Raw genomic sequence first — 26,891 nt, forward strand, 5'->3', positions numbered from 1 at the left:
TGAGTGGTGGGGAATAATGGCATATAAAATTTATACTCCAGAAAAGGTTTATTCTATACAAGAGTTTAAAAAAGATATTAAAGGTTACACAAATTATTTAAAGGAAGTCGGGGTTACTGGAGAAAGGGTAGCGCTTATTGCCGAGAATTCTTATCGCTTTTTAATCGCCTTCTTTGCATTAACAGAGTTAGAGGCTTCCATTGTTTTGGTAGATTGCTTGACAGGTGAAAAGGAATTGAATGAGATTGTAAGGGATTCCAGAAGCAAAGTATATATTTCGGATCATGCGATTAATCTAGCGACGGAGTTTAAGAAGATTCCATTGAATCCTTCAATTGAGAAGTACTCCCTTGAACTGGATATAGATCAGATCAATCCTACATGGATGAATAAAGAAGATGCTTTAATATTATATACATCTGGATCAACTGGTCATCCTAAAGGGATTGTTAAATCTGGAACATCATTTATTTCGAATTTAATGAAGACGATAGATGTCATGCAATATCGAAATGAGGATGTTTTACTGCCTTTAATTCCTTTTACTCATTTTTATGGTCTGTCCATTTTATTCATATGGCGAATTATGAAATGTGAACTAGTTATTTGTAACTATAAAAAAATCCGCTCAATTATAAAAACAATTACAGAAAGAAAAGTAACTGTTGTTGATGGGATTCCCTCCACCTATTATGTCTTGGCCAATATTATGAAAAAACGAGAAGAAATAAAAAGTAGTTTAAAACAATCATCTGTTCGCATGTGGTGTGTTGGCGGTGCACCTCTGTCGAAAAAATTGGCGGGGGAGTTTCAAACATTGCTAGAGAAGCCCCTATTAGATGGATATGGATTATCTGAACTAGGAAACGTGGCACTTAATGTAAATGGTCAGGAAGGTGGCTGTGGTAAGTCGCTCGAGGGGGTACAAATTAAAATTGTAAATGAAATGAATGAAATTCTCCATTCTAAAGAGGTTGGAGAAGTGATTGTAAAGACACCAGAAGTAATGGAAAGATATTTGAATTTATCTAAAGAAACAAATTTAGTTTTAGTTGATGGTTGGTTTAAAACGAATGATTTAGGCTATTTGGATAGTGACGGGAATCTCTTTATTATTGGTAGAAAGGGAAAAGAGATTATTCGGAATGGTTATGTTATCAATCCAGCAAAAATTGAAAAGCAATTAGAGGATAACTTAGGTGTAGTAGGAAAAGTTATTGGTTTTCAGGATGAGAAAAAGGGAGCGTATATCGTTTTGTTTCTTGAGATTCCATTGAAGGAAACGGATCATATAAAGAAATTGGTGTTTGAAAATCTCGATTCTTTAATGAGACCAGACAAAATTATTTTCCTGGAAAGATTTCCTTATCTTACTAATGGAAAAGTTGATCTTGTTGCACTTGAAGTTCAAGCAAGGACATATATAGGAGTGGAGGAAGACTTATGCAAAGTTTGACACCGGTCATTGATTCACCTGAATTGTTAGATGAGCGGAAAGAAAGAATTATTTCTTGTATACAATATATGAAAAGAAATAAGCTCGAATTTTTAGAGATTTTGACAGAAATCAGTACGTACCAAACAGCTGAGAAGGAGTTTAATTGTTCATTACTAGCTTTAGAAAACGCAATCGATGAAGTAACGCAGAATCAACCACCAACTATTGATCGAATGTCTGTGTTTATGCCGTCCAATGTCGTATTGTATTCCTATATTTTATATTTAATAATTCCATCATTATACGTAAAGCACATAGAATTCCGTGGTTCTAGTTTAGTAATTAATCAGGTTAGAAAACTTCATGAGTTATTTGAAAAAGTTCATCAATTACCAATTGAATTAAGGGAGTACTCATACAGAAAATATATTAAAGAGTCTGCTTTAAAAGCAAATGTAGTTTTGTTTACAGGAACTTATCAAAATGCTGAGAGTATTAAATTCCAACTTTCACAAGATCAGTTATTTGTCTTTTTTGGACAAGGTGTAAATCCATTTATAATAACGGAGTCCGCGGATTTAGAAAAAGCTGCAAGAGATTTAGTTGATGTAAGAATGTTTAATACAGGACAAGATTGCATGGGACCAGATGTAGTTTATGTATCTGAACAGATTAAACCCCTTTTTATACAATTATTAAAAAGGGAATTGGCTAATTTGAAATTTGGTGATAATTCAGATGAAAGAGCGGACTATGGATCAATTCACTATACGTCTACATTAGAATCTGTTGCGCAATATTTAAATCAAAACAGTAAATATATTATTCGTGGTGGCAATATAAATTATAAAGATAAGGTAATAGAGCCAACAATTTTGGTTAGTTCTTTAGAAGAGAAACTTAAGATTGCTGAATTTTTCTCGCCAATTTTTAATATCGTGAGTTACGAAAATCTGGAAGAAATTAAAGAGGTTTTTAATACAGGTTACTTCCTCGAACGAGCTATGGGTGCAACTGTATATGGAGAAGGGCAACATGAATTGATTACATTTTTGAAGAGAAAACATACCGTTTCGGTTAATCAAACTTTATTTGATATAGAAGATGGTAATACAGCTTTTGGAGGATATGGACCAATGGCTAATTATATTTACTATGAAGGTGAATTATTCATTAAACCAATCCTTCTTTCATTGGTTTGTAAGCAACATTTGAAAAAAAGAGGTGGACAATGGGACAAATAAGTGTCTACGAAGCAATTGCAAATATTTTGAAAAGGAATAAGATAGATTTAGTTTATGGGTTACCAAGTGATGATCTTCAATTAATGAATGTTATTGAAGAGTATGGTATTGAATTTTTAGTAAATAGGGACCAACGCAATGCTGTATTTATGGCGACTGGACATGCATTAGCGTCTAAAAGCTTGGGAGTGTGTATTGTTGGGAAAGGTCCAGCAGTTTCTAATTGTGTTACAGGATTATTAGAAGCCCAATCTCAAAATGTGCCTATATTAATAATAGCATCTGGAACAAGGACCAAAGTGTACGGTGATAAAAAGGCCTTCCAGGAGGCGAACCAGATGTCACTTGTATCCCCATTAGTGAAATGGTGTCATCGGCTAGAAAACCCAGATTCTATCGGTTGGGTTTTAAAGAAAGCATTATTTATGGCGTTAAATGGAAAGCCAGGGCCAGTTTATATTGAGATTCCAGAAGATATTGGTGAATTATATGTAGATCTTGAATCAGTGCAATTTTCACCAATTTCAATTTCAAGAACGTTACCTGACCCTAATTTTTTAAGGGAGTTTCGGAAAAAGATAATAGAAGCTAAGCGTCCGCTTCTATTACTAGGAGGAGGGAGTAACAGTTTAACAGATACTTATTTACTTACTCAATTTTCTAATGTCATAAATGCTGCAGTATTTGTAACTGCATCTGGAAGAGGCGCGTATGATGAAAGCCAAAAGTTATTTTGCGGACTAGCAGGATTATATTCGCCTAAACAATTGTTTCCAATCGTACAGGATTCAGATCTTATAATCACAGTTGGAAGTAAGCTAGAGGAAACGGCTTTATTTGGTTGGGATCAGGTGCTTAGGACGAAAGAGGTAATCCAAATTAATAATACCGAAGAAGATTTTAACTTGAAGTTTAACGGAATGAGATTAGTAGGGGATGCTGAACTTACATTAAATTACATCCTTTCTATGATTGAGGCACCATTAGATAAGGAAAAATGGGTTGAGCAAATTGTGCAGTTAAAAAAACAGCTAACAGAAAAGAAGATAGAATGTTTAGAAAATAGTGAGTATTTAAAAGTTGCACATGTATTAAATGGCATGCAAATGTATGCACCTTCTAATGCTATATTTGTTCACGAAAATGGTTTGCAAGATATGTGGTCTTATTATTTTCCTTATTTAAGCTTAAAGGAAGGACAAAATGCAATTGTTCCAAGTGAACAAACAAGCCTTGGTTTTGGAGTAAGCGCTACAATTGGAGTGGCGAAGACTAATATAAATCGACCTGTTATAGCTTTCGTTGGTGATGGTGCATTTAATTTATTCAGAAGTGAGCTGGAAACCGTTATAAATAACAAGATACCTGTTATTTATGTGGTATTAAAAAATGGAGGATATGGTTGGTTACAATTTCAAAATAAAAATAAAGAGAGACGAAATCCATACTCTTTTGTTAATCAAGAGTTGCCGCTAGTAGGAATGAAAAATTCACAACTGGAAGTACTTTCCTTAGATGATAAAGATGATGTGTTAAGCACCTTTAAATATGTTTATGAGCAATATGCCCAAAGGAAGACGGTTATTTTAGAATGTATAGTTCAACTTGAAGATGTTCCAGATTCATTAAAAGAAATATATGGAGATTTTCCGGAGAAGGAGGAAGTTTAATTGGAAATGGAGACAGTAGGTATAGAGAGGGCTAGGAATGCAAGTGGTCTTGTTACTCCTGTGACAATACAGGGAGTGGGCGCTTATATACCAGATGAAGTAATTACAAATGAGATGCTGACTCAAACTTTAGAGACGACTAATGAATGGATTCAGGTGAAAACAGGCATTGAAGAAAGAAGATTTTTGCAAGAAGAGTTTGTGACATCGGATATGTGTGTGTGTGCCAGCAATCAGGCAATAAAGGATGCTGGGATTTCAGCAGAGAATCTTGATGCTATCATTTTAACTTCGACTACGCCAGATCAAAAATTACCTTCTACAGCACTCATTATAAAAGAGAAAATAGGTGCTACCAATGCAATTCCTATTGACTTAAATCAAACAGGATGTGCGGGTGGAATTTTCTCGATTATGTTAGGGGCTCATTTGTTACAAAACGAAAATATTCATAATGTATTAGTAATTGGAGCAGAAGTGCTATCACGTATTACCAATCCGGAAGATCGTTCTACAAGAGTGTTTTTGGGTGATGCTGCTGGAGCAATGATTCTTCAGGAAACGAAAGAGGGAAGTGGTATATTATCTTGGAATATTGATTCTAGTTTATCTGATGCGGTGGAAATTACTGGTGGAGGAACAAAATCAGTAAGAGATGAAGAGATTTATAGGAGTCAATTTATTAAAATGAATGGTCGAGAAGTATGGAAGATGGCTACAAAAAGTCTTCCGAAATCTATGTGTTCCGTTATAGAGAATGCGGGCCTTAAGGTGAAGAATATAGATCACTTCATTCTTCATCAAGCTAACTTAAACATTATTAAAGAAGCGATGAGTGCAATAGGAGCTTCAATGGATAAAACGACTCTTACGGTACAGGAACAAGGTAATACGGGATCAGCAACTATTTTCTCTGCTTTTAACAAGGCAATAAGTGAAAATAAAATCAAACAAGGAGATTATGTAGTTTTCTCTGCAATAGGAGCTGGTTTTCTTTGGGGATCAATATGTTTGAAATATATAAAAAATGAAGAAAAGGGGTTTGAAAATGATTAAATTGCAAATAAAAGAGAAACTTGTAGAGATGTATAAAATATCTATTAATCCTGCGGAAATTGATAACGAAATGCCTTTATTCGGGAAGGATTCTCCTTATGGTCTGGATTCTATGGATGTGTTAACCTTTATTAATGTTCTTAAAAAAGACTATGAATTGAATATCGGTGCAGTTGATATGAGTGTATTTAGAACTATTAATAGTATTGTCAAATATATAGAAGAACAGAAAGGGACAAGCATTATTGAATAGTAAGGCATATCCAATCTTTAGAATTTCTTTTGTAAGAGAGAAATGAATAGGATAAAAAATATTGATTTAGCTCATAAGTTCATTAGCTATTTAGAGATAGGATTTTGATAAAAAAGAGATTGAATTTTTTGCAGGAGGAATAGTAAGAAATTAATAGTGTGAATAAAAAAACTTTTGTTTATGTATGAACGGATTCACTTATTTGGTACTTAGGGGAGACACTTATATTCTATATTGCTTCTATATCTATAGGACACGGGTAGTCTAACTTTGTTTGAATACGTTCTGTATCGTAATACTCGGTATAATCATGGGAGAATTGTTTTTCTTGTGAATAAGATAGTTTTAATTTTGAAGAGGAATAAAAAGATTTTATTAGGGCATTATCACGGTAGTTTCTTTTATGGAACATGCTTGTGGTCATGCCTTTTTTGGCTAGAGATTTGAAACTGTATGAAGTATATACACCTGTTAAAACAATATGTAAGATAATTTTTTTCAATTTCGTGGTGCATTTTTAAGTTCATATTCTTTATCTCAGTTACTCTCTCCATTCGCTCTTTGTGTACTTTTTATTTGAATTTACTCGATTACTTTATTGAGTTCAAATATTATAGCTTATAAAGGTTTTAAACGTTAATATATTTAATAATGATGTATTTGATTTGGCGCTTGAATAACTAAATGTCAAATATTTGTCAAAAAATGTTTAGATTATAAGATTTCTTATTGATATACTAAAGTTTACGAAAAAATGCTGATAAGAAATGAGGAGTTTATTCGATATGGAATGGCGTAATATATATCGTGGATTTTGTATGGGAGTTAGTGATTTAATTCCGGGTGTAAGCGGCGGAACAATCGCAGTTGTATTAGGGATTTATGAACAATTGCTTGCGGCAATTAGTGGGTTCTTTAGTCGTGAATGGAAAAAACATTTAGGATTTTTAATTCCACTTGCTATGGGCGTGGCAGCAGCTTTTTTAACGTTAAGTCATGTTATTAAATATTTACTTGCAAATCATTATGAACCGACTCAATTTTTCTTCCTCGGTTTAATTGTTAGTATATTACCAATGTTGATGAGAGAAGCTGATGCAAAGGCGACGTTTAAAGGTGGTCATATCATCTTGTTAATCATCGCAGCAATTCTTGTTGCAATAACAGCTTTCTTTAAGCCTGATAAAGCGGCAGATCCAATTACGACGTTAACAATTTTAAATACAATCGGTTTATTTTTCGCAGGATGGATGGCTAGTATGGCAATGCTTCTTCCTGGTATTAGCGGGTCGTTTATTTTATTAATTATCGGCGTATACCCAACTGCAATTCATGCATTAACAACATTGAATTTGCCGCTAATTGCCGTAATTGGTGCGGGCGTTGTAGTAGGATTTGTTGTAAGTAGTAAAGGAATTAGCTACTTATTATCAAATTATAAAAGTGCGACATTCGCTGCGATTATCGGGCTTGTAATTGGATCGATTGCAGTCGTATTTCCTGGAATTCCGACCGGTAGAATTTCCATTGTAAGTTCTATTATTACATTTATTTTAGGGTTTGCGATTGTATCCTATTTTGGTAAGAAATAAGAAGACACTCCCCCTTAGCGATATAGTTCGTTAAGGGGATTTTTTATATGTGTGTATGCGCAAGTAAGCAGAGAATCCCTTATTTTGGGAGAGAGTCTCCTTCATTGTGACAAACTGTTTTTGATAGTATAATGAAATAAGTATGTGATGAGATGAGATCATTCATCGCAAGTAGCTGAGGTGAAGAAACATGCAAAGAGTCACAAACTGTGTGTTAATAAAAGGTAATGAAGTCCTCCTACTCCAAAAGCCACGTCGAAATTGGTGGGTTGCACCTGGCGGGAAGATGGAGCGCGGTGAGACAGTAAGAGATTCAGTCGTTCGCGAATATCGTGAAGAAACAGGGATTTATTTAAAGAACCCAGCATTAAAAGGGGTCTTCACCTTTGTCATCCAAGAGGGTGATAAAGTTGTTTCTGAATGGATGATGTTCTCCTTCTTGGCAACTGATTTTGCAGGAGAAAACAAATTAGAAAGCGAAGAAGGCATTATTGGCTGGCACACACTTGATAAAATTGATGAATTACCAATGGCACCGGGAGATTATCATATTATTGATTACTTAATTAAAGGAAACGGTATCATTTACGGTACATTTGTATATACACCAGATTTTGAATTACTTTCATATCGATTAGACCCAAGCTAAATCTTCCGGGAGGGGATACGATGACAGAGAATAATGATATTAAAATGGTAATTATTACAGGGATGTCTGGTGCTGGAAAAACAGTAGCACTACAAAGCTTCGAAGATTTAGGGTATTTCTGTGTAGATAATTTACCTCCGATGTTATTGCCAAAGTTTGTTGAGCTGATGGCGGATTCAAAAAGCAAGATGAATAAAGTTGCACTAGGTATTGATTTACGTGGCCGCGAGTTTTTTGAACATTTATGGGGAGCACTTGATGATTTATCAGAACGCACTTGGATTATCCCTCATATTCTATTTTTAGATGCGAAGGATAGCACGCTTGTAACGCGCTATAAGGAAACAAGACGCTCGCATCCACTTGCGCCAACTGGTCTTCCTTTAAAAGGAATCGAGGCAGAGCGCAGTTTATTAACAGACATGAAAGCAAGAGCGAATATTGTGCTTGATACATCGGATTTAAAACCGAAAGAATTACGTGAAAAAATTGTTCAGCTGTTTTCAACCGAAACTGAGCAAGCATTTCGTGTAAATGTTATGTCATTTGGATTTAAGTACGGTATTCCGATTGATGCAGATTTAGTATTCGATGTTCGTTTTTTACCAAATCCATACTACATTCCACATATGAAGCCATTAACAGGACTAGATGAAGAAGTTTCATCGTATGTACTGAAGTTTAATGAGACACATAAGTTTTTAGAGAAATTAACGGATCTGATTACTTTCATGCTGCCTCATTATAAAAGAGAAGGTAAGAGTCAACTTGTAATTGCAATTGGATGTACAGGTGGACAGCATCGTTCTGTTACGCTCACAGAGTACCTTGGGAAACATTTGAAACCAGATTATAGTGTTCATGTATCTCATCGTGATGTGGAGAAGAGAAAGGGCCATTAAGGGATGAAAAAAGAGAGAAAACCTAAAATTGTCATCATGGGAGGGGGAACTGGACTTTCTGTTTTATTAAGAGGATTAAAGCAATATCCTGTTGATATTACAGCAGTTGTTACAATCGCTGATGATGGTGGCAGTTCAGGTAGATTACGTGATGAGCTAGAAATTCCACCCCCAGGTGACATTCGTAACGTACTTGTTGCGTTATCGGATGTAGAGCCGCTGGTGGAAGCTTTATTTCAGCATCGTTTCACAACAGGAGACGGACTGAAAGGTCATGCGTTAGGAAATCTATTATTGGCAGGTATGACCTCGATTACAGGCGACTTTTTCCATGCGATTACAGAAACGAGTAAAGTATTAAATGTCAGAGGACGTGTATTACCAGCAGCGAATCAAAGCGCCGTACTTCATGCGGAACTAGAAGATGGGGAAGTTGTAACAGGTGAATCAAAAATTCCTTATTACGGAAAGAAGATTAACCGTGTCTTTCTAACTCCAGAAGATGTAGAGCCATTGCATGAGACGTTAGCTGAGATTAAACGAGCTGATTTACTTGTTTTCGGTCCGGGAAGTTTGTATACGAGTATATTGCCGAATTTAGTTGTTAACAAAATTGGGGACGCTGTTCTTGCTGCAAAAGCGAAGAAGGTATATGTGTGTAATGTTATGACACAAGCCGGTGAAACGATGGGATATACTGCTTTTGATCATGTGCAGGCGTTACATGATCATTTAGGGCAACCATTTATCGATACTGCAATTGTGAATAACCGTGATATTCCTTGTGAATTACGTAAGTTATATGAGAAAGAAATGTCTACACCAGTTGTAGTGGATGAAGAACGTTTTACTGAAAATAATATTGAGGTCATTCAAGATCAATTAGCGAAATATGATGATCATGTTGTAAGACATGATACGTTAAAACTAGCTTCTATTTTATATTCATTGTTATAAATATGCGTTGCCTCGTTGGAGGTAACGCTCCTCATTCATATAGGACAAGATTTTTGTTCCAAAAAATTGTATAAGGAGGTGTTGACTGTGTCATTTGCTTCGGAAACAAAGAAAGAGCTCACAAAGCTTGAAATGAAAGAATGCTGTGAGAAAGCTGAGTTATCAGCATTACTTCGAATGAACGGATCGCTTTCTTTTTCAAATCGTCGTCTATCCATAGATATTCAAACGGAAAATGCAGCAATTGCGAGAAGGATTTATACACTTTTGAAAAAGGGCTATAACGTAACGGTAGAATTGCTTGTTCGAAAAAAAATGCGATTAAAGAAAAACAATGTCTATATCGTTCGGCTTGTTGAAAAATCACGCGAAATTTTAGCGGATCTTCAAATTGTTCGAGAGGACTTTTCGTTTATCCGCAATATATCACAGGAATTAATTGAGAAGAAATGTTGTAAAAGATCGTATTTACGAGGAGCATTTTTAGCAGGTGGTTCAGTAAATAACCCAGAAACATCATCTTATCATTTAGAAATCTTTTCGTTATATAAGGAACATAATGATTCTATATGTGAATTGATGAATGGATTTGATTTAAATAGTAAGACGTTAGAAAGACGAAAAGGATATATTACGTACTTAAAAGAGGCAGAGAAAATTACGGAATTTTTAAATATTATTGGCGCGCATAATGCACTCTTAAAATTTGAGGATATTCGTATTGTTCGTGATATGCGTAATTCTGTCAATCGCTTAGTAAATTGTGAAACCGCTAATCTCAACAAGACAATTGGTGCGGCATTAAGGCAAATTGAAAATATTCGCTACATTGATGAGACGGTTGGCCTTGATATTTTGCCAGATAAACTAAGAGAGATTGCACAACTAAGGGTTAATTATCAAGATGTAACATTGAAAGAATTAGGCGAGATGGTATCTGGAGGGAAAATTAGTAAATCAGGTATCAATCATCGTTTGCGTAAAATCGACGAAATTGCGGAGAAATTACGTGCGGGGGAAACAGTAGCAAAAAAATAAAGGTAAAGGGGAAATGGAGCCGTGGTTCAAAAAAAAGTTGAGGTTGTACGAAAAGGTGGTTTGCAAGCACGTCCGGCTGCGTTGTTTGTGCAAGAGGCAAATCGCTTTCATGCTGATATTTTCATTGAGAAAGATGACAAAACAATTAACGCTAAGAGTATAATGGGGATTATGAGTTTAGCGATTGGATCTGGTAGCCACATAACAATTATGGCAGAAGGTTCAGATGCAGAAGAAGCATTAGAAGCGCTCGTTGCTTACGTGCAAACTAATCAATAAAAGCTATCGCGTAAATGCGATAGCTTTTATTGATTGGATGAACTTGTCGAATATTGTCTAGTGGTCGATAACTTGTGTCAAACCGCCGATATAATACGAAATGCGCCGATAACTTGAGTTGGATCGCCGATATATTTCGATTTGCGCCGATAACTTGTGTTAGGTTGCTGATATTTAGTAATATGCTCGATAAAAAGGGCTATCGCAATGTGTTGCGATAGCCCTTTTTTATGTGGCGATTCAGAGCGAGCCGCCTCCGCTTTTAGATGTATCTAGCTCCAGCGGCAAGAATGTTCGGTGGCTTCGCGCCTTCCTGCGAGGCAAAGGGCACCTCTACGTCAGGAGCTCCATCCCCCTCACATTCAGAGCGAGCCGCTTCCGCTTTTATTGGTATTAACGATTTGTAAAGATTTTATCGATTAGGCCGTATTCTAGTGCTTTTTCAGCTGTCATGAAGTTGTCACGGTCTGTGTCGCGTTCGATGATTTCTAGTGGTTGGCCTGTGCGTTCTGCAAGGATTTTGTTTAATTTATCGCGTAGGAATAGGATGCGTTTTGCAGCGATTTCAATTTCAGTTGCTTGTCCTTGTGCACCGCCAAGTGGTTGGTGAATCATAACTTCACTGTTTGGAAGTGCGAAGCGTTTTCCTTTTTCACCAGCTGCAAGTAGGAATGCACCCATAGATGCTGCCATACCGATACAAATAGTTGATACGTTTGGCTTAATGAACTGCATTGTGTCATAGATTGCCATACCTGCTGTAATAGAACCACCAGGGCTGTTGATGTATAAATGAATATCTTTTTCTGGATCTTGAGATTCCAAGAATAAAAGCTGGGAAACGATTGAGTTTGCTACATTGTCATCAATTGCGCTACCAAGCATAATGATGCGGTCTTTTAATAGTCGAGAGTAAATATCGTAAGCGCGTTCTCCACGATTTGTTTGTTCAATTACTGTAGGAATTAAATTCATCTGTTATTTCCTCCTTTGAAAGCTTTCTTAGTCTTATAATACAATTATGGTCAATAAAGGTCAAACAAAACCACTTTAAATCAAAAAATATGTAGTTGTAAGATGATTTATTCGCTATGCTTCTTGGAATTCCCTGCTTATGTATCTTTCAACATCATAACCGAATTTTATAAAATTAAACGTAACAAAAAGTGTAGTAATAATAAAAGAACGCCTGTTTTATAGAGGCGTTCTTTCATGTTTTATTCTTTTAAAAGGTAGGTTACTTTATTTAAAATGTATTCGATTTGTTTTGCATTTTTGCTATACATTTCACTTGCTGATTTTGATTTTGTTTCTAATGAGAACAATTCCAAATCAGCTTGGCATTTTTTTAAAGATGCTAATAATAAAGGTTTATTCTGCGGGGAAGGCATTTGAAGTTTATCATTATAGACATCAATCGTAAGTTGTCCATACGAATCAACTTGACCGAGAAATACATTTTCAATTACGACACCGAGTTTTTCCAGTTCAGCATGTAGCCAAGCTCGATTATGCCCGCTTGCTGACAGAGGTTCATCGAGTACATTACCATCCATAATGACAGTTTGTGGCTCTTTTTCGTTTGGTACTTTTAAGCCGATGTCTTTTGCTGTAAGTGGTTGGCGATCTTTTTTTAATAATACGTTTAATTCACCGCTTGGCTCCAGTACTGCAAATTCTACTTCGGATATACTGAAAGTTCCTTTGTTTCGAAGAAGCTCGAGTAATTCGTCGCTTGTATATTTTTCTTTTTTTAAGTTATCCTCGAGAACTTTACCATCCTTTATAAAAACAGTAGATTTTCCTTCAAAAAAATCTCTGGCTGCTTTGTTCTTTAAAGAAAGAATACCTGTGAAAAAAGGAACTACCGCAAAAATAAGAATGGCAAAGACGCCGTGGAAAAATTTTTGATCTAGCCCTGTTGTTATTTGAGCAGCAATATCACCAATTGTCATTCCCGCTATATATTCAAAAAAGGAAAGTTGAGAAATTTGTCTTTTACCTAACCATTTTGTAATAGCGAATAAAATCATTAATATAAATACAGAACGGAGAATGACAAGTGTCCATTCGGGTAGATGAGACATAGCAAATTCCTCCAGTCTGCTTAAAACCCTTTATATTGAGGTTCTTCACGTTCTAATAGTGAAACTCGATCTTTTAAATCAGCGATAACGCTATCCATCTCTAACATGCATTCATGAAATACGCGCTTTGCTTCTTCATCCGCAGCATTTTGCGAAAGAGTACTTAAGCTTGCTTGAGCACCCTTTAAACTAGCAAGACACGTTTTTACGTTAGCAATAACTGTCATGAAAACACCTCTTATCCTTTTGGTTTAAATAGTAGTGCACCGATAAATCCGAAAATAATTGCTGCTGATATCCCGGCACTTGTTACTTTAAACATGCCGGTAATTACTCCGACAATCCCGTGCTTTGCAGCTTCTTCCATTGCACCATGAACGAGAGCGTTGCCAAAACTCGTAATTGGCACAGTTGCTCCAGCCCCAGCAAAATCAATTAACGGCTCGTATAAATTGAATCCATCTAAAATGGCACCAGCAACAACAAGTGTAGCCATCGTATGAGCAGGTGTTAGTTTGACAATATCAAACAGGAGTTGACCGATTACACATATGAGACCGCCAATGACGAAAGCCCAGAAAAAAATCATTGCTTTGCACCTCCAAGTTCAATTGATACAGCATGAGCGATACAAGGGATCGTTTCTCCTTGTTGAAAAGTAAGTGGAGAGAGCAAAGCGCCTGTTGCAACGACAAGGATTCGTTTCAACTCTCCTCTTCTCATTCTGTTTAATAAATGTCCGTATACGACAGTTGCGGAACAACCAGGGCCACTTGCACCAGCTAGTACAGGTTGACCTTCTCGGTAAATGATGATTCCGCAATCTTGAAATTGCTTGCTCGTTATGTTTAGCCCATGTTTATGTAGTAAATCGTAAGCAATTTCACGTCCAACATGTCCAAGGTCGCCTGTTACGATTAAATCATAGTAAGAGACATCGATTTGTCGATCGCGTAAATGGGCTTCAATTGTATCAACAGCGGCGGGAGCCATCGCACCTCCCATATTGAAAGGATCAGTTAGTCCCATATCAACAACACGTCCAATAGTTGCCGATGTTACTTGTGGACCATTTCCTTGGTTACTTAAAAGAGCAACGCCAGCTCCAGTTACAGTCCATTGAGCGGTCGGAGGCTTTTGTCCTCCATATTCCGTTGGATAGCGGAACTGTTTTTCCACTGCGGTGTTATGACTTGAGGCACCGGTTAATAAATATTTTGCTCCTTTTGCATTTATAATGCTTGCTCCAAGCGCCAATCCTTCCATAGAGGTCGAACAAGCTCCGAACAATCCGAGATAAGGAGTGCCAAGTGTACGACATGCAAAGCTTGTTGGCGTAATTTGGTTAATTAAATCGCCTGCGAGTACAAACTGAATATCATCTTTACGAAGTTTTGCTTTTTCAATAGCGCGGCTACAAGCTTCCTCAAATAAAATTGTATGTGCTTTTTCATAAGAATCTTGTCCGAGCCATAAGTCTCCATGAAGAGTGTCGAAGTCTTCGGGAATTTTGCCATTTGCTTCAAATGGGCCACCGACGACTCCCGTTGAGATAATAACTGGTTTATTTTCAAATACCCATGTTCGGTGTCCTTGTAGCATTTACAACCCTCCCCATTGAACAAGAATGGTTTTAATTAAAGCGATAACAAAAGCTGAAAATACACCAAATAAAATAACGGATCCAGCTAACTTAAACATGTTACCGCCGACGCCGAGAACAAATCCTTCTGTTCGATGCTCAATACAAGCGGCAATAACAGAATTACCAAATCCAGTCACAGGTACTGCTGTTCCAGCTCCAGCGAACTGTCCAAGGCGGTCGTATACTCCAAACCCAGTAAGTAGCATGGAAATAAAAATAAGAGTCGCAACTGTCGGGTTTCCAGCGGAACGCTCAGTAAAATCAAAAAAATGAATGTAAAAAGTTGAAATCAGTTGGCCGATAAAACAAATGAATCCACCAACAAAAAAAGCTTTTATGCAATTTTTTAAAACAGGCCGTTTTGGCTCCCGTTGTTGTTCGAATTTTTTATATTCTTGTTGTACAGGTGTTAAATTTTTATCTTTACTGGACATTTGAATCCTTCCTTTTCCTTTAGAACACGTGTCATTACGTATTAGATTCCATTTCTGTTTGAATGAGTTTCAATTGTTTTTTAATTTTATCTTTGTTTACTCGTTTCTTCTGAATTTTATTTTCCAGCTCATCTAATAGCATAAAGATTTTTCGATCGGTACTGACGCGAACATTAAATGTTGGATATTCATCACTCAGTCGTTTTTTTAGTTTGCTTCGTAAAGGTTTTAGTGTAAATCTTTCATGATGTTCTGGTTTGATGGCTATGTAAAGATCTAAATTGGAGTTAACGGCTGTAGCTTGTTCAATCTCTTCCATAGAAAGCGCCATTTTCTTTGCGCCTTGTGAAATAGATTGATTAAAGGATTCCGTGCTCATTTTTGTTAACTCTGGTCCTTCTTTTTTGTCTTGCCTTTTTGTTTCTTCTTTTTTTACTTTTTTATCTAAAGGGCTATTGTCACAGCCAGTAAATACACTAAATAGGAGTACGAGTAGCGTGATGATAACTCCAAGTTTTCTCATAATCATCCTTCCATTTCTATTGCTTTATGTAATTTGTTGAAAAAGGATGATATAGAATCATCCTTTTTCTAGATAAGGTGGTACTTTCATTTATTGTTGTGTATATTGAGGCTCTTCTTGTTGAACTTCTTCTACACGCGGGTTTAAAGAATCGATAATAGATTGCGTTTGTTGTGCAGCTGTTTGGAAAAGCTGTTTTGCTTGTTGATTATCTGTATCAAGAGCGAAGCCTTCTAAACTCGCTTGTGCACTTTTTAAACCTGCTACTGTTTGTTTTAGCTTTGTAATAACAGTCATTGAATAAAGCCTCCTTTTGAATATCAATTCACAAGTTATATTTTGTAAGTGGGAGGAAAAATATGTTTTCCAAATTTAGGTCTATTAAGAGAGGGAATGGAAAATTAACCAAAGTTTATGAATAGGGCAGGGGGATATTGGTGATTTGACAATATAAGAAAGATAAAGCAAATATGAAAGTTGAATGATCAGTAGTCTGCTCTTTTTTTATTGAAATGGAAGAATGCTTCTTGTATAATTAGAGGTATGATTTTACACCTTGGACTAAAACTTTCATGAGGAATTATTTAGTCTACAAGTAAAGAACAAAAGAGTTTCAATCTTTGATGTTACAAAGTTTTCTCATGCGCCCATAGCTCAGCTGGATAGAGCGGTGGTTTCCGGTACCACGTCTGCCGGGGGTTCGAATCCCTCTGGGCGCGTCAAAAAGTCCTAACTTACAATTGTGAGTTAGGACTTTTTTATGCCAAATATGTTTGAAAATAGGGGATGCATGAATATGCGGAGAGAATACTTTTTGAAAATACACTTGTTATATCTGATAATAAGATTTACTATTAGTATGTGGTAATAAAATAGTTTTTTTTCAATAATATTCATTTTTCAGTTGTAAGAGATAAGTTTCATTAATACATATAAATTAATAATATTTTGGAATGGGTGTCTGCGTTAGGATTCTCCTTTTACCAAACTTATTGTACAATAGAAACAAGGGGGAGATCAGTTTGAAGGCAAGTCTTTTACAAGAACAAAGCTTACGTTTGGCAATGACACAAGAGTTGAGGCAAGCGATTACCATGCTCCAGTATAACGTGCAAGAATTATCGGAGTTTTTGTATGAGCAATCGCTAGAGAATCCCCTTATTGAGTTAGGTTGTTTTGAGAGGGAAAGAAAAAAGAGCTCTAGCAAAAGTAAAAGTACGAGCAAGCAAGTTGATAATCAAATGGAGATTTACAGTGTGGATTCTAAAACGATTCAACAACATTTATTGAATCAAATACAGTATTATAAAATAGATGAAGAACATCGGAAGACAGCTTCTTTCATCATTATGAATCTGGATGAAAATGGGTATCTAGAAGAAACGAATGAAGAATTAGCTGAACTATTTACCATGCCCATCGATGTCGTCGAACGTTCTGTGGAGATTGTCCAATCACTAGAGCCAGCAGGGGTAGGAGCGCGGAATATTCAAGAGTGTCTAGCAATCCAATTGAAGCGCTTACAAAAAAAGAATGTACTTGCGGAGATGATTGTAGGTGAATATTTTTCTTATTTTGTGAAGAAAGATTGGCGAAAACTAATCCAATTGATGAAATGTAATAGTGAAGAATTACAAGAGGCGGTTGATTGTATTACATCATTACAACCGAAGCCCGGACTTGCATTTTCATCTGAAAAGCCATTATATATCGTTCCTGATATGGCAGTGAAAAAAGAGGGAGAACGGCTTATTTTACAAATGAATGAAAGAAATATGCCAAGAATTGAAATTCATTCAGAATATAGCGCACTTCTGAATAATAGTGAGAGTGAAGTTGCTTCTTATGTTTCTGAGAAGTATCAGCATGTGCAATGGATTATGCGCAGTTTGAAACAGCGGAAACAAACGCTTTTACAAGTGATGGAAATTATTATGAAGAAGCAACATGATTTCTTTTGGAAAGGGCCAGAACATTTAAAGCCGCTTTCTTTGAAAGAAGTAGCGGAAGAGTTAAGCGTACATGAATCTACGATTAGTCGTGCTACACGTAACAAATATGTACAAACGCCATATGGGTTATTTGAGATGAAATCATTCTTTAGTAATGCAGTCATTACAACAGAAGATGAAGCAATCTCTACAAAACGTGTAAAACAATTGATTCAGACGCTTATAGAAAAGGAAAATAAAAAAAAGCCACTTTCAGATCAAAAAATTTCAAAATTATTAGAAGAAGAGCATGAGATTGTAATTTCAAGAAGAACGGTCGCGAAATATCGGGAACAAATGCACATTCCGGCATCTTCTTTGAGAAAAACAATTGGATAGGTGAAGAAGATGAAGATTATTTTATATACGAAAACAGACTGTGGTCTTTGTGTAAAGGCAAAACAAGTTTTGAAGGAAGTACAAAAGGTATATTCTTTTCATCTCGAGGAAATAGATATATATGACAACGAGGAGCTTTTAGAGAAGTACCAAATGATGATTCCGGTTGTAGAAATTGATGGAGAACAGGTAGGATATGGCGTTATTCACAGAGATGTCATAATAAACTATATAAACAAGTCAGTTAAGAGTTGAATAAGTTTCTATCTCCTGTTACAATAATACACGTAGCAGGGATTATTTTTTTAAGCCATGTGGGACACAAAATGTCACTGCGGGACATAAAGTGACCATATAGTGAATGAACCAATGTAGTGAGGAGAAATGATATGCGCTCATGGATTCAGAACATGAAAAAATTATTACCCGATTTGCTACCGGTTATGCAAACAAGAATGCAAATTCTTCAGCACATTCGTCTCATGCAGCCGATTGGAAGAAGAAATTTATCTGCAAGTCTTAGCATGACAGAACGAGTATTGCGAAGTGAAGTACAAGTTTTGAAAGAACAAAACTTAGTTCACGTCGCTTCTTCTGGGATGACTTTAACAGAAGAAGGAACAGCTTTAGTTCTTGCTTTGGAAGACTTTATGAAAGAAATTTCCGGGTTAAAGGTTTTAGAAAAGCAACTTAAGGAAACATTAGACTTGGATGAAGTTTTCGTTGTCCCTGGTGATAGTGATGAATCACCTTGGGTTAAACTGGAGATGGGCCGTGCTTGTGTAACTTGTATAAAAGACCGTCTGGAAGCAAATAATATCGTTGCTGTGGCTGGAGGAACAACGCTAGCTGCCGTCGCGGACATGATGCAACTAGACTGCAAAGATTTACATATGCTGTTTGTCCCAGCGCGTGGCGGAATTGGAGAAGGGGTCGAGTTAGAGGCCAATACCATTTGTGCGAAAATGGCACAAAATACGATGAGTCATTATCGCTTATTGTATGTTCCGGATCAAGTGAGTAGCGAAGCGTATGCATCTATTGTAACGGAACCTTCCGTGAAAGAAGTTCTTGAGTTGATTCGCTCTTCCAATATCGTCATTCATGGAATAGGTGATGCGTTAACAATGGCACGTCGCAGAAATACTTCAGAAGCAGATTGGTTAAAAATTAAAGACAATGAAGCAGTTGGCGAAGCTTTCGGTTATTACTTCAATGAACAAGGTAATGTCGTTCATAAGGTACAAACAGTCGGCATGCAATTAAAAGATTTACAACATGTATCTCATGTTGTCGCCGTCGCTGGAGGTTCTTCAAAAGCAAAAGCGATACAGGCTGTAATTAAACAAGGGCACACTTCAATCTTGATTACAGATGAAGGTGCAGCAAAACAGTTAACAAAGGGTACTACCCTTTAATATAATCCCCCAAGGAGGAAATTCAAATGACAGTTAAAATTGGTATTAATGGATTTGGACGTATCGGACGTAACGTATTCCGCGCAGCTCTTAACAACTCTGAGGTAGAAGTAGTTGCAATCAACGACTTAACAGATGCTAAAACATTAGCTCACCTTTTAAAATATGACTCAGTTCACGGTTCTTTAAATGCAGAAGTATCTGTAAACGGCGACAGCATCGTTGTTAACGGTAAAGAAATCAAAGTTATCGCTGAACGTGACCCAGCTCAATTACCATGGAGCGACTACGGAGTAGAAATCGTAGTAGAATCTACTGGACGTTTCACTAAAAAAGCAGACGCTGAAAAACACTTAGGTGGATCAGTTAAAAAAGTTATCATCTCTGCTCCAGCTTCTGACGAAGACATCACAATCGTTATGGGTGTTAACCACGAAGCATACGATGCAGCTAACCACAACGTAGTATCAAACGCTTCTTGTACTACAAACTGCTTAGCTCCATTCGCAAAAGTTCTTAACGAAAAATTCGGTATCAAACGCGGTATGATGACAACAGTTCATGCTTACACTAACGATCAACAAATCTTAGACTTACCACACAAAGATTTACGTCGTGCACGTGCAGCAGCAATGAGCATGATCCCAACTACAACTGGTGCAGCGAAAGCAGTAGCATTAGTATTACCAGAACTTAAAGGTAAATTAAACGGTGGAGCAGTACGTGTTCCAACTTCAAACGTTTCTCTTGTTGACTTAGTTGTTGAACTTGATAAAGAAGTAACAGTTGAAGAAGTAAACGCAGCATTCAAAGCAGCTTCTGAAGGTGAACTTCAAGGCGTTCTAGGTTACAGCGAAGAGCCATTAGTATCTATCGACTATAACGGATGCACAAACTCTTCTACAATCGATGCATTATCTACAATGACTATGGAAGGTAACATGGTTAAAGTACTTTCTTGGTACGATAACGAAACTGGTTACTCTAACCGCGTTGTAGACCTAGCTGCTTACATGGCTAAAAAAGGTCTTTAATCCTTAAGTTTATAAGTTATCAATGACAAAACGAGGGAGAGGGTTTGTTCCCTCTCTCTTCTTTCGTTTTATAAGCAAATGTGATAAGCTTTTGAATGGGTTTTGTCAATCCTAACTAGTCGGAGGGAAATCCAATGAACAAAAAATCAATTCGTGACGTAGATTTAAAGGGTAAACGTGTATTTTGCCGCGTTGATTTCAACGTGCCTATGAAAGATGGAAAAATTACAGACGAGACTCGTATTCGTGCAGCTCTTCCTACTATTCAATATTTAGTAGAACAAGGTGCGAAAGTTATTTTAGCAAGCCACTTAGGCCGTCCAAAAGGTCAAGTAGTAGAAGAAATGCGTTTAACTCCAGTAGCAGTTCGTTTAGGTGAGCTTCTTGGTAAAGACGTGAAAAAAGCGGACGAAGCATTCGGACCAGCTGTACAAGAAATGGTTGCAGCAATGAACGAAGGCGACGTTTTAGTTCTTGAAAACGTTCGTTTCTATGCGGGCGAAGAAAAGAACGATGCAGAACTTGCGAAAGAATTTGCAGCTCTTGCTGATATCTTCGTAAATGATGCATTCGGTGCAGCTCACCGTGCTCATGCTTCTACAGCAGGGATTGCAGATTACCTACCAGCAGTATCAGGTTTCTTAATGGAAAAAGAATTAGAAGTACTTGGAAAAGCACTTTCTAATCCAGATCGTCCATTCACAGCAATCATCGGTGGTGCGAAAGTAAAAGATAAAATCGGTGTAATTCGTCATCTATTAGATAAAGTAGATAACTTAATCATCGGTGGAGGTCTTGCTTACACATTCGTAAAAGCATTAGGTCATGAAATTGGTCTATCTTTATGTGAAGATGACAAGATTGAACTAGCAAAAGAGTTTATGGCACTTGCAAAAGAAAAAGGCGTAAACTTCTACATGCCAGTTGATATTGTTATTACAGAAGAATTCTCTGAAACTGCAACAACTAAAGTTGTAGATATCGACTCTATCCCATCAAACTGGGAAGGTGTGGACATCGGACCAAAGACACGCGAAATTTATGCAGATGTAATTAAAAACTCTAAGCTTGTTGTATGGAATGGACCAATGGGTGTATTCGAAATGACTCCATTCTCTAATGGTACAAGAGCAGTAGGACAAGCATTAGCAGATGCAGAAGGTACATACTCTGTTATCGGCGGTGGTGACTCTGCAGCAGCTGTTGAAAAATTCGGCATGGCTGATAAAATGAGCCACATTTCTACTGGCGGTGGTGCGTCATTAGAATTTATGGAAGGGAAAGAACTTCCAGGTGTAGTTTGTCTGAATGACAAATAATTAGCAGCCAAAGAAAAAAGGACGGTGCAAAGCATGCGTAAACCAATTATCGCAGGTAACTGGAAAATGAATAAAACTCTATCTGAAGCAGTTAGCTTCGTAGAGGAAGTAAAAGGTCAAATTCCAGCAGCTTCAGCTGTTGATGCAGTTGTTTGCTCTCCAGCTCTATTCTTAGAGCGTTTAGTAGCAGCGACTCAAGGAACTGACTTAAAAGTAGGTGCACAAAACATGCACTTCGAAAAAAATGGTGCATTTACTGGCGAAATTAGCCCAGTAGCACTTAGCGACTTAAAAGTGAGCTACGTAGTACTTGGTCACTCTGAACGTCGTGAAATGTTTGCTGAAACAGATGAAACAGTAAATAAAAAGACTCTTGCAGCATTTGAACATGGTTTAACACCAATCGTTTGCTGTGGTGAAACTTTAGAAGAACGTGAAAGCGGAAAAACATTTGATTTAGTAGCAAATCAAGTGACGAAAGCACTTGCAGGCTTAACAGAAGAACAAGTGAAAGCTACTGTTATCGCATATGAGCCAATTTGGGCAATCGGTACAGGTAAATCTTCTTCTGCAGAAGATGCAAACGAAGTATGTGCACACATCCGTAAAGTTGTTGCAGAAGCTGTTTCTCCAGCAGCTGCAGAAGCTGTTCGTATTCAATACGGCGGTAGCGTAAAACCAGGAAACATTAAAGAATACATGGCACAACCTGACATCGACGGCGCTTTAGTTGGCGGTGCAAGTTTAGAGCCAGCTTCCTTCTTAGGTCTTTTGGAGGCGGTAAAATGAGAAAGCCAACAGCTTTAATCATTCTTGACGGTTTCGGACTACGTGAAGAAACTTACGGGAATGCTGTAGCACAAGCTAAGAAACCTAATTTTGATGGTTACTGGAACAAGTTCCCTCACACAACGCTTACAGCTTGTGGTGAAGCGGTAGGTCTTCCAGAAGGTCAAATGGGTAACTCAGAGGTTGGACACTTAAATATCGGTGCTGGCCGCATTGTATATCAAAGCTTAACTCGTGTGAATGTTGCGATTCGTGAAGGTGAATTCGATAAGAATGAAACATTCCAAAACGCAATTAAACATGTGAAAGAGAAAGGTACAGCCCTTCATTTATTCGGCTTACTTTCTGATGGTGGTGTGCACAGTCACATTGACCATATGTTTGCTCTTCTTCGCTTAGCAGCAAAAGAAGGCGTGGAAAAAGTATATATTCATGCATTCTTAGATGGCCGCGATGTTGGACCACAAACAGCAAAAGGCTATATCGATGCAACAAATGAAGTAATAAAAGAAACAGGAGTAGGACAATTCGCGACAATTTCCGGTCGTTATTACTCCATGGACCGTGACAAACGTTGGGATCGCGTTGAAAAATGTTACCGTGCTATGGTGTATGGCGAAGGCCCTACTTACAAAAATGCATATGAGTGTGTAGAGGATTCTTATGCAAATGGTATTTATGATGAGTTCGTATTGCCGTCTGTAATTGTAAATGAAGATGAAACGCCAGTTGCAACAATCAATGATGATGATGCAGTCATCTTCTATAACTTCCGTCCAGACCGCGCAATCCAAATTGCACGCGTATTTACAAACGAAGACTTCCGTGAGTTCGATCGTGGTGAAAAAGTACCTCACATTCCAGAATTCGTTTGTATGACACACTTTAGTGAAACTGTAAATGGTTATGTGGCATTTAAGCCAGTAAACCTTGATAACACATTAGGTGAAGTTGTTTCGCAAGCGGGATTAAAACAACTTCGCATCGCGGAAACTGAAAAGTATCCACACGTTACATTCTTCTTTAGCGGTGGTCGTGAGGCTGAATTCCCAGGGGAAGAACGTATTTTAATTAACTCACCGAAGGTTGCAACATATGACTTGAAACCTGAAATGAGCATTTACGAAGTAACCGACGCTTTAGTAAATGAAATTGAAAATGATAAACATGATGTAATCATTCTTAACTTTGCAAACTGTGATATGGTTGGCCATTCTGGGATGATGGAACCAACAATTAAAGCAGTAGAAGCAACTGACGAATGTTTAGGAAAAGTTGTAGAAGCAATTCTTGCAAAAGATGGTGTAGCACTTATTACAGCTGACCATGGTAATGCAGATGAAGAGTTAACTCCAGATGGAGATCCAATGACAGCTCATACAACGAACCCGGTTCCTTTCATCGTTACAAAGAAAGATGTAGAATTACGCGAAGGTGGCATTTTAGGAGATATCGCTCCAACAATGTTGACACTTCTTGGTGTTGAACAACCGAAAGAAATGACAGGTAAAACAATTATTAAATAATTTATGTAATTAAAGGAGAGAAAATATTATGTCAACAATCATTGATGTTTATGCTCGCGAAGTCCTTGATTCTCGTGGTAACCCAACTGTAGAAGTAGAAGTTTATACAGAAAGCGGCGCATTTGGACGCGCATTAGTACCAAGTGGTGCATCTACTGGTGAATATGAAGCAGTAGAATTACGTGACGGTGACAAATCTCGTTACCTAGGTAAAGGTGTTCTTAACGCAGTTAAAAACGTTAACGAAATTATCGCTCCAGAAATCGTTGGTTTCGATGTAACTGACCAAGCTGGTATCGACCGTGCTATGATCGAATTAGATGGTACTCCAAACAAAGGTAAATTAGGTGCGAACGCAATCCTTGGTGTGTCTATGGCAGTAGCTCACGCAGCAGCTGATTTCGTAGGTCTTCCATTATACCGTTACCTTGGTGGATTCAATGCAAAACAATTACCAACTCCAATGATGAACATCATCAACGGTGGTTCTCACGCTGATAACAACGTGGACTTCCAAGAGTTCATGATCTTACCAGTTGGTGCTCCATCATTCAAAGAATCAATCCGTATGGGTGCTGAAGTATTCCATGCATTAAAAGCTGTATTACATGACAAAGGTCTTAACACTGCAGTAGGTGACGAAGGTGGATTCGCTCCAAACCTTGGTTCTAACCGTGAAGCATTAGAAGTAATTATCGAAGCAATCGAAAAAGCTGGTTACAAAGCTGGCGAGAACGTATTCTTAGGAATGGACGTTGCTTCTTCTGAGTTCTACAACAAAGAAACTGGTAAATATGATCTTTCTGGTGAAGGTCGCAGCATGACTTCTGCAGAAATGGTTGATTTCTACGAAGAACTTTGCAAAGACTTCCCAATCATCTCTATCGAAGATGGTTTAGACGAAAACGACTGGGATGGTCACAAATTATTAACTGAGCGTCTTGGTAAAAAAGTTCAATTAGTAGGTGACGACTTATTCGTAACAAATACGAAGAAACTTGCTGAAGGTATCGAAAAAGGTATCTCTAACTCAATCTTAATTAAAGTTAACCAAATCGGTACTTTAACTGAAACTTTCGAAGCAATCGAAATGGCTAAACGTGCTGGTTACACAGCAGTTGTATCTCACCGTTCTGGTGAAACTGAAGATGCTACAATCGCTGACATCGCAGTTGCAACAAACGCTGGCCAAATCAAAACAGGTTCTATGAGCCGTACTGACCGTATTGCGAAATATAACCAATTATTACGCATCGAAGACGAACTAGGCGAAATCGCTGTTTACGATGGTTTAAAATCTTTCTACAACCTTAAAAAATAATGGTAGAAAGTAAGGGCAGACCGTGAGAAATCACGGTCTGTTTTTTTATGTAAATGAAAAGAAGATGATGTTTTATCGCAATAGCAAAATTAAAAATTCGGAAAATAAAAACTTTTATCTTTAGGTCAACATTTTTGACGTAAATTCGAATCAAAAATCCAGTCATATCAAGGATGTAAGCGTATAACACATGCATTTTCCTTTGTCAAGTTGATGAATTGCAGGTTTTTACAATTTATACTATGATAAGGATAAGAAAGAAAAGATCGTATAAACATGAGGGATGATGAACATGAAGTTTACAAAGATTATTGTTCAAGTCGTAGCTCTGTATGTGTTTTACATGTTAGGAACATGGATACAAGAAACGTTAGAAATTCCAATACCAGGAAGCTTGATTGGGATGTTTTTATTGCTTATTTTACTTGGTTTGAAAGTTCTCCCTGTGAAATGGTTTGATTTAGGAGCCGAAACACTCGTCGCGATTATGCCGTTTTTATTAATTCCACCAACGATTGGTTTAATGAATTACGGTGCTTTTTTTATGAGTAAAGGAATTTCTCTTTTCATTACAGTTTTAGCGAGCACATTTTTAATTATTATTGTCGCAGGACATACAGGACAATATCTTGCGACTAGAAAGGAAAAAGAGACAAGATGAGTAGTATATTAATCGGGATTGGTTGGGTTCTTCTGACAGTGTTCGTATATCAATTATCTAAAATGATTTATAAGATATTGCCAACGCCGTTTACGATTCCAATGATTATCGCAACAGTGCTCATGATTATTTTATTAATGATGCTGGATGTACCGTATCAACAATACATGCAAAGTGGCGGGGGCTGGATTTCTAAATTGCTTGGACCAGGTGTTGTAGCATTTGCAATTCCGCTCTATAAACAGCGTCATGTACTTCGAAAATATGTTGTACCGATTGCTGGTGGTGTTATTGTAGGAACAACGGTTGCGATTGCAAGTGACTTTATTATTGCGTCGCTGATGGGAACAGATAAAAGTTTAATTTTATCTTCTTTACCAAAATCAGTAACAATGCCAGTTGCTATGAGCGTATCAGAACAAGTTGGTGGTGTACCGTCATTAACAGCAGCGTTCGTTGTTGTTGCTGGAATCAGTGGGACGATTACAGGGCCTTTTTTATTGAAATGGAGCCGTGTGACAAATTCGGTTGGTAAAGGAATCGGATTTGGCTGTGCTTCACATATTATGGGTGTTATGAGAGCGATGAAAAATAATGAGAGTGAAGGTGTTATTGGATCGGTAACAATGACATTAACGGCTATTTTAACATGCTTACTGGGACCTTTATTTGCAATGATGTTTGTATAATATAGAAAAGCGAGAGCAAGCGAACGGCTCTCGCTTT

General features: G+C 37.2%; 29 protein-coding genes and 1 tRNA gene. 22 read left to right on the plus strand and 8 right to left on the minus strand.

All coding sequences use genetic code 11. The annotated features are described in order from the left end of the window. The first annotated feature begins 16 nt into the window (after positions 1-16). The 11 genes from MR063_RS12850 to MR063_RS12900 all read left to right on the plus strand — a co-directional run bounded on the left by MR063_RS12850 (position 17) and on the right by MR063_RS12900 (position 11,078). Positions 17-1,456, plus strand: a complete 1,440-nt coding sequence (locus MR063_RS12850) for a class I adenylate-forming enzyme family protein (RefSeq protein ID WP_242198292.1) — start codon at positions 17-19, stop codon at positions 1,454-1,456. Then, positions 1,444-2,682, plus strand: a complete 1,239-nt coding sequence (locus tag MR063_RS12855; protein ID WP_242198294.1) for an aldehyde dehydrogenase family protein — start codon at positions 1,444-1,446, stop codon at positions 2,680-2,682. Before MR063_RS12850 ends, MR063_RS12855 begins: the two co-directional genes overlap by 13 nt. After that, a complete protein-coding gene (locus MR063_RS12860; protein ID WP_242198296.1) occupies positions 2,670-4,352 on the plus strand; it encodes a thiamine pyrophosphate-binding protein in 1,683 nt (560 codons plus the stop codon). Before MR063_RS12855 ends, MR063_RS12860 begins: the two co-directional genes overlap by 13 nt. Before the next feature lie 6 nt (positions 4,353-4,358). After that, entirely contained in the window at positions 4,359-5,408 is a 1,050-nt protein-coding gene (locus tag MR063_RS12865; protein ID WP_242198506.1) for a 3-oxoacyl-ACP synthase III family protein, read from the plus strand. Beyond that, the gene (locus tag MR063_RS12870; protein ID WP_242198298.1) at positions 5,401-5,661 is read left to right on the plus strand and encodes an acyl carrier protein; all 261 of its coding nucleotides are present in this window, start codon (positions 5,401-5,403) and stop codon (positions 5,659-5,661) included. Before MR063_RS12865 ends, MR063_RS12870 begins: the two co-directional genes overlap by 8 nt. 785 nt (positions 5,662-6,446) lie before the next feature. Further along, entirely contained in the window at positions 6,447-7,253 is an 807-nt protein-coding gene (locus MR063_RS12875; protein ID WP_242198301.1) for a DUF368 domain-containing protein, read from the plus strand. Between the two features lie 190 nt (positions 7,254-7,443). Next, on the plus strand, positions 7,444-7,902 hold the full coding sequence (locus tag MR063_RS12880) for an NUDIX hydrolase (RefSeq protein WP_242143859.1): 459 nt from the start codon (positions 7,444-7,446) through the stop codon (positions 7,900-7,902). A 20-nt stretch (positions 7,903-7,922) separates the two neighbouring features. Beyond that, positions 7,923-8,804 carry an RNase adapter RapZ gene (gene rapZ / locus MR063_RS12885; protein WP_242143860.1) on the plus strand — a complete coding sequence of 294 codons (882 nt, stop codon included), beginning with the start codon at positions 7,923-7,925 and terminating at the stop codon, positions 8,802-8,804. A 3-nt stretch (positions 8,805-8,807) separates the two neighbouring features. After that, a complete protein-coding gene (locus MR063_RS12890; RefSeq protein WP_242143861.1) occupies positions 8,808-9,761 on the plus strand; it encodes a gluconeogenesis factor YvcK family protein in 954 nt (317 codons plus the stop codon). 87 nt (positions 9,762-9,848) lie between these two features. Continuing rightward, a complete protein-coding gene (whiA, locus tag MR063_RS12895) occupies positions 9,849-10,799 on the plus strand; it encodes a DNA-binding protein WhiA (protein WP_242143862.1) in 951 nt (316 codons plus the stop codon). A 21-nt stretch (positions 10,800-10,820) separates the two neighbouring features. After that, complete coding sequence (locus MR063_RS12900) at positions 10,821-11,078, plus strand: HPr family phosphocarrier protein (protein WP_242143864.1); 258 nt, start codon at positions 10,821-10,823, stop codon at positions 11,076-11,078. Between the two features lie 393 nt (positions 11,079-11,471). Here MR063_RS12900 and clpP read toward each other — a convergent pair whose 3' ends face one another. The 8 genes from clpP to MR063_RS12940 all read right to left on the minus strand — a co-directional run bounded on the left by clpP (position 11,472) and on the right by MR063_RS12940 (position 16,064). Continuing rightward, positions 11,472-12,053, minus strand: coding sequence for an ATP-dependent Clp endopeptidase proteolytic subunit ClpP (gene clpP, locus MR063_RS12905; RefSeq protein WP_242143865.1), 582 nt, complete (start codon positions 12,051-12,053; stop codon positions 11,472-11,474). A gap of 242 nt (positions 12,054-12,295) precedes the next feature. Next, positions 12,296-13,165, minus strand: coding sequence for a DUF421 domain-containing protein (locus MR063_RS12910; RefSeq protein ID WP_242198304.1), 870 nt, complete (start codon positions 13,163-13,165; stop codon positions 12,296-12,298). Between the two features lie 20 nt (positions 13,166-13,185). After that, positions 13,186-13,392 carry a DUF1657 domain-containing protein gene (locus MR063_RS12915; protein WP_242198307.1) on the minus strand — a complete coding sequence of 69 codons (207 nt, stop codon included), beginning with the start codon at positions 13,390-13,392 and terminating at the stop codon, positions 13,186-13,188. An 11-nt stretch (positions 13,393-13,403) separates the two neighbouring features. Continuing rightward, positions 13,404-13,754 carry a stage V sporulation protein AE gene (spoVAE, locus tag MR063_RS12920; protein WP_242143871.1) on the minus strand — a complete coding sequence of 117 codons (351 nt, stop codon included), beginning with the start codon at positions 13,752-13,754 and terminating at the stop codon, positions 13,404-13,406. Next, complete coding sequence (gene spoVAD / locus MR063_RS12925; protein WP_242198309.1) at positions 13,751-14,767, minus strand: stage V sporulation protein AD; 1,017 nt, start codon at positions 14,765-14,767, stop codon at positions 13,751-13,753. The genes spoVAE and spoVAD overlap by 4 nt, the downstream gene beginning before the upstream one ends. Next, positions 14,768-15,244, minus strand: a complete 477-nt coding sequence (gene spoVAC, locus MR063_RS12930; protein WP_242198311.1) for a stage V sporulation protein AC — start codon at positions 15,242-15,244, stop codon at positions 14,768-14,770. It abuts the gene before it with no gap. A 34-nt stretch (positions 15,245-15,278) separates the two neighbouring features. Continuing rightward, positions 15,279-15,767, minus strand: a complete 489-nt coding sequence (locus tag MR063_RS12935; RefSeq protein ID WP_242198313.1) for a YhcN/YlaJ family sporulation lipoprotein — start codon at positions 15,765-15,767, stop codon at positions 15,279-15,281. A 90-nt stretch (positions 15,768-15,857) separates the two neighbouring features. Beyond that, the gene (locus MR063_RS12940) at positions 15,858-16,064 is read right to left on the minus strand and encodes a DUF1657 domain-containing protein (RefSeq protein WP_242143875.1); all 207 of its coding nucleotides are present in this window, start codon (positions 16,062-16,064) and stop codon (positions 15,858-15,860) included. A 346-nt stretch (positions 16,065-16,410) separates the two neighbouring features. Here MR063_RS12940 and MR063_RS12945 point away from each other — a divergent pair. The 11 genes from MR063_RS12945 to MR063_RS12995 all read left to right on the plus strand — a co-directional run bounded on the left by MR063_RS12945 (position 16,411) and on the right by MR063_RS12995 (position 26,854). After that, positions 16,411-16,486, plus strand: a tRNA-Arg gene (locus MR063_RS12945). Between the two features lie 303 nt (positions 16,487-16,789). Next, the gene (gene rpoN / locus MR063_RS12950) at positions 16,790-18,097 is read left to right on the plus strand and encodes an RNA polymerase factor sigma-54 (RefSeq protein ID WP_242198315.1); all 1,308 of its coding nucleotides are present in this window, start codon (positions 16,790-16,792) and stop codon (positions 18,095-18,097) included. A gap of 9 nt (positions 18,098-18,106) precedes the next feature. Further along, positions 18,107-18,352: a glutaredoxin family protein gene (locus MR063_RS12955; RefSeq protein ID WP_242198317.1), complete on the plus strand. Its 246-nt coding sequence runs from the start codon at positions 18,107-18,109 to the stop codon at positions 18,350-18,352. Between the two features lie 134 nt (positions 18,353-18,486). After that, positions 18,487-19,515: a sugar-binding transcriptional regulator gene (gene cggR / locus MR063_RS12960; RefSeq protein ID WP_242198319.1), complete on the plus strand. Its 1,029-nt coding sequence runs from the start codon at positions 18,487-18,489 to the stop codon at positions 19,513-19,515. A 26-nt stretch (positions 19,516-19,541) separates the two neighbouring features. After that, a complete protein-coding gene (gene gap / locus MR063_RS12965) occupies positions 19,542-20,549 on the plus strand; it encodes a type I glyceraldehyde-3-phosphate dehydrogenase (RefSeq protein ID WP_242143884.1) in 1,008 nt (335 codons plus the stop codon). A gap of 134 nt (positions 20,550-20,683) precedes the next feature. Beyond that, positions 20,684-21,868 carry a phosphoglycerate kinase gene (locus MR063_RS12970; RefSeq protein WP_242143886.1) on the plus strand — a complete coding sequence of 395 codons (1,185 nt, stop codon included), beginning with the start codon at positions 20,684-20,686 and terminating at the stop codon, positions 21,866-21,868. 33 nt (positions 21,869-21,901) lie between these two features. Beyond that, on the plus strand, positions 21,902-22,657 hold the full coding sequence (gene tpiA / locus MR063_RS12975) for a triose-phosphate isomerase (RefSeq protein WP_242143887.1): 756 nt from the start codon (positions 21,902-21,904) through the stop codon (positions 22,655-22,657). Next, positions 22,654-24,183 carry a 2,3-bisphosphoglycerate-independent phosphoglycerate mutase gene (gene gpmI, locus MR063_RS12980; RefSeq protein ID WP_242143888.1) on the plus strand — a complete coding sequence of 510 codons (1,530 nt, stop codon included), beginning with the start codon at positions 22,654-22,656 and terminating at the stop codon, positions 24,181-24,183. Before tpiA ends, gpmI begins: the two co-directional genes overlap by 4 nt. A gap of 28 nt (positions 24,184-24,211) precedes the next feature. Continuing rightward, positions 24,212-25,504, plus strand: coding sequence for a phosphopyruvate hydratase (gene eno, locus MR063_RS12985; RefSeq protein WP_242143889.1), 1,293 nt, complete (start codon positions 24,212-24,214; stop codon positions 25,502-25,504). 292 nt (positions 25,505-25,796) lie between these two features. Next, the gene (locus tag MR063_RS12990; RefSeq protein ID WP_242198322.1) at positions 25,797-26,165 is read left to right on the plus strand and encodes a CidA/LrgA family holin-like protein; all 369 of its coding nucleotides are present in this window, start codon (positions 25,797-25,799) and stop codon (positions 26,163-26,165) included. Beyond that, entirely contained in the window at positions 26,162-26,854 is a 693-nt protein-coding gene (locus MR063_RS12995; RefSeq protein WP_242198324.1) for an LrgB family protein, read from the plus strand. The genes MR063_RS12990 and MR063_RS12995 overlap by 4 nt, the downstream gene beginning before the upstream one ends. Positions 26,855-26,891: the final 37 nt, after the last annotated feature.

Source organism: Bacillus cereus group sp. BfR-BA-01492 (assembly GCF_022662815.1).
GTDB lineage: Bacteria > Bacillota > Bacilli > Bacillales > Bacillaceae_G > Bacillus_A > Bacillus_A cereus_BD.

Bases quoted from the DNA above. Each gene is read 5' to 3' on its own strand.
- MR063_RS12850 (WP_242198292.1), top strand. From the start codon at position 17: ATGGCATATAAAATTTATACTCCAGAAAAGGTTTATTCTATACAAGAG.
- MR063_RS12855 (WP_242198294.1), top strand. From the start codon at position 1,444: ATGCAAAGTTTGACACCGGTCATTGATTCACCTGAATTGTTAGATGAG.
- MR063_RS12860 (WP_242198296.1), top strand. From the start codon at position 2,670: ATGGGACAAATAAGTGTCTACGAAGCAATTGCAAATATTTTGAAAAGG.
- MR063_RS12865 (WP_242198506.1), top strand. From the start codon at position 4,359: ATGGAGACAGTAGGTATAGAGAGGGCTAGGAATGCAAGTGGTCTTGTT.
- MR063_RS12870 (WP_242198298.1), top strand. From the start codon at position 5,401: ATGATTAAATTGCAAATAAAAGAGAAACTTGTAGAGATGTATAAAATA.
- MR063_RS12875 (WP_242198301.1), top strand. From the start codon at position 6,447: ATGGAATGGCGTAATATATATCGTGGATTTTGTATGGGAGTTAGTGAT.
- MR063_RS12880 (WP_242143859.1), top strand. From the start codon at position 7,444: ATGCAAAGAGTCACAAACTGTGTGTTAATAAAAGGTAATGAAGTCCTC.
- rapZ (WP_242143860.1), top strand. From the start codon at position 7,923: ATGACAGAGAATAATGATATTAAAATGGTAATTATTACAGGGATGTCT.
- MR063_RS12890 (WP_242143861.1), top strand. From the start codon at position 8,808: ATGAAAAAAGAGAGAAAACCTAAAATTGTCATCATGGGAGGGGGAACT.
- clpP (WP_242143865.1), bottom strand. From the start codon at position 12,053: ATGAATTTAATTCCTACAGTAATTGAACAAACAAATCGTGGAGAACGC.
- MR063_RS12910 (WP_242198304.1), bottom strand. From the start codon at position 13,165: ATGTCTCATCTACCCGAATGGACACTTGTCATTCTCCGTTCTGTATTT.
- MR063_RS12915 (WP_242198307.1), bottom strand. From the start codon at position 13,392: ATGACAGTTATTGCTAACGTAAAAACGTGTCTTGCTAGTTTAAAGGGT.
- spoVAE (WP_242143871.1), bottom strand. From the start codon at position 13,754: ATGATTTTTTTCTGGGCTTTCGTCATTGGCGGTCTCATATGTGTAATC.
- spoVAD (WP_242198309.1), bottom strand. From the start codon at position 14,767: ATGCTACAAGGACACCGAACATGGGTATTTGAAAATAAACCAGTTATT.
- spoVAC (WP_242198311.1), bottom strand. From the start codon at position 15,244: ATGTCCAGTAAAGATAAAAATTTAACACCTGTACAACAAGAATATAAA.
- MR063_RS12935 (WP_242198313.1), bottom strand. From the start codon at position 15,767: ATGAGAAAACTTGGAGTTATCATCACGCTACTCGTACTCCTATTTAGT.
- MR063_RS12940 (WP_242143875.1), bottom strand. From the start codon at position 16,064: ATGACTGTTATTACAAAGCTAAAACAAACAGTAGCAGGTTTAAAAAGT.
- MR063_RS12955 (WP_242198317.1), top strand. From the start codon at position 18,107: ATGAAGATTATTTTATATACGAAAACAGACTGTGGTCTTTGTGTAAAG.
- cggR (WP_242198319.1), top strand. From the start codon at position 18,487: ATGCGCTCATGGATTCAGAACATGAAAAAATTATTACCCGATTTGCTA.
- gap (WP_242143884.1), top strand. From the start codon at position 19,542: ATGACAGTTAAAATTGGTATTAATGGATTTGGACGTATCGGACGTAAC.
- MR063_RS12970 (WP_242143886.1), top strand. From the start codon at position 20,684: ATGAACAAAAAATCAATTCGTGACGTAGATTTAAAGGGTAAACGTGTA.
- tpiA (WP_242143887.1), top strand. From the start codon at position 21,902: ATGCGTAAACCAATTATCGCAGGTAACTGGAAAATGAATAAAACTCTA.
- gpmI (WP_242143888.1), top strand. From the start codon at position 22,654: ATGAGAAAGCCAACAGCTTTAATCATTCTTGACGGTTTCGGACTACGT.
- eno (WP_242143889.1), top strand. From the start codon at position 24,212: ATGTCAACAATCATTGATGTTTATGCTCGCGAAGTCCTTGATTCTCGT.
- MR063_RS12990 (WP_242198322.1), top strand. From the start codon at position 25,797: ATGAAGTTTACAAAGATTATTGTTCAAGTCGTAGCTCTGTATGTGTTT.
- MR063_RS12995 (WP_242198324.1), top strand. From the start codon at position 26,162: ATGAGTAGTATATTAATCGGGATTGGTTGGGTTCTTCTGACAGTGTTC.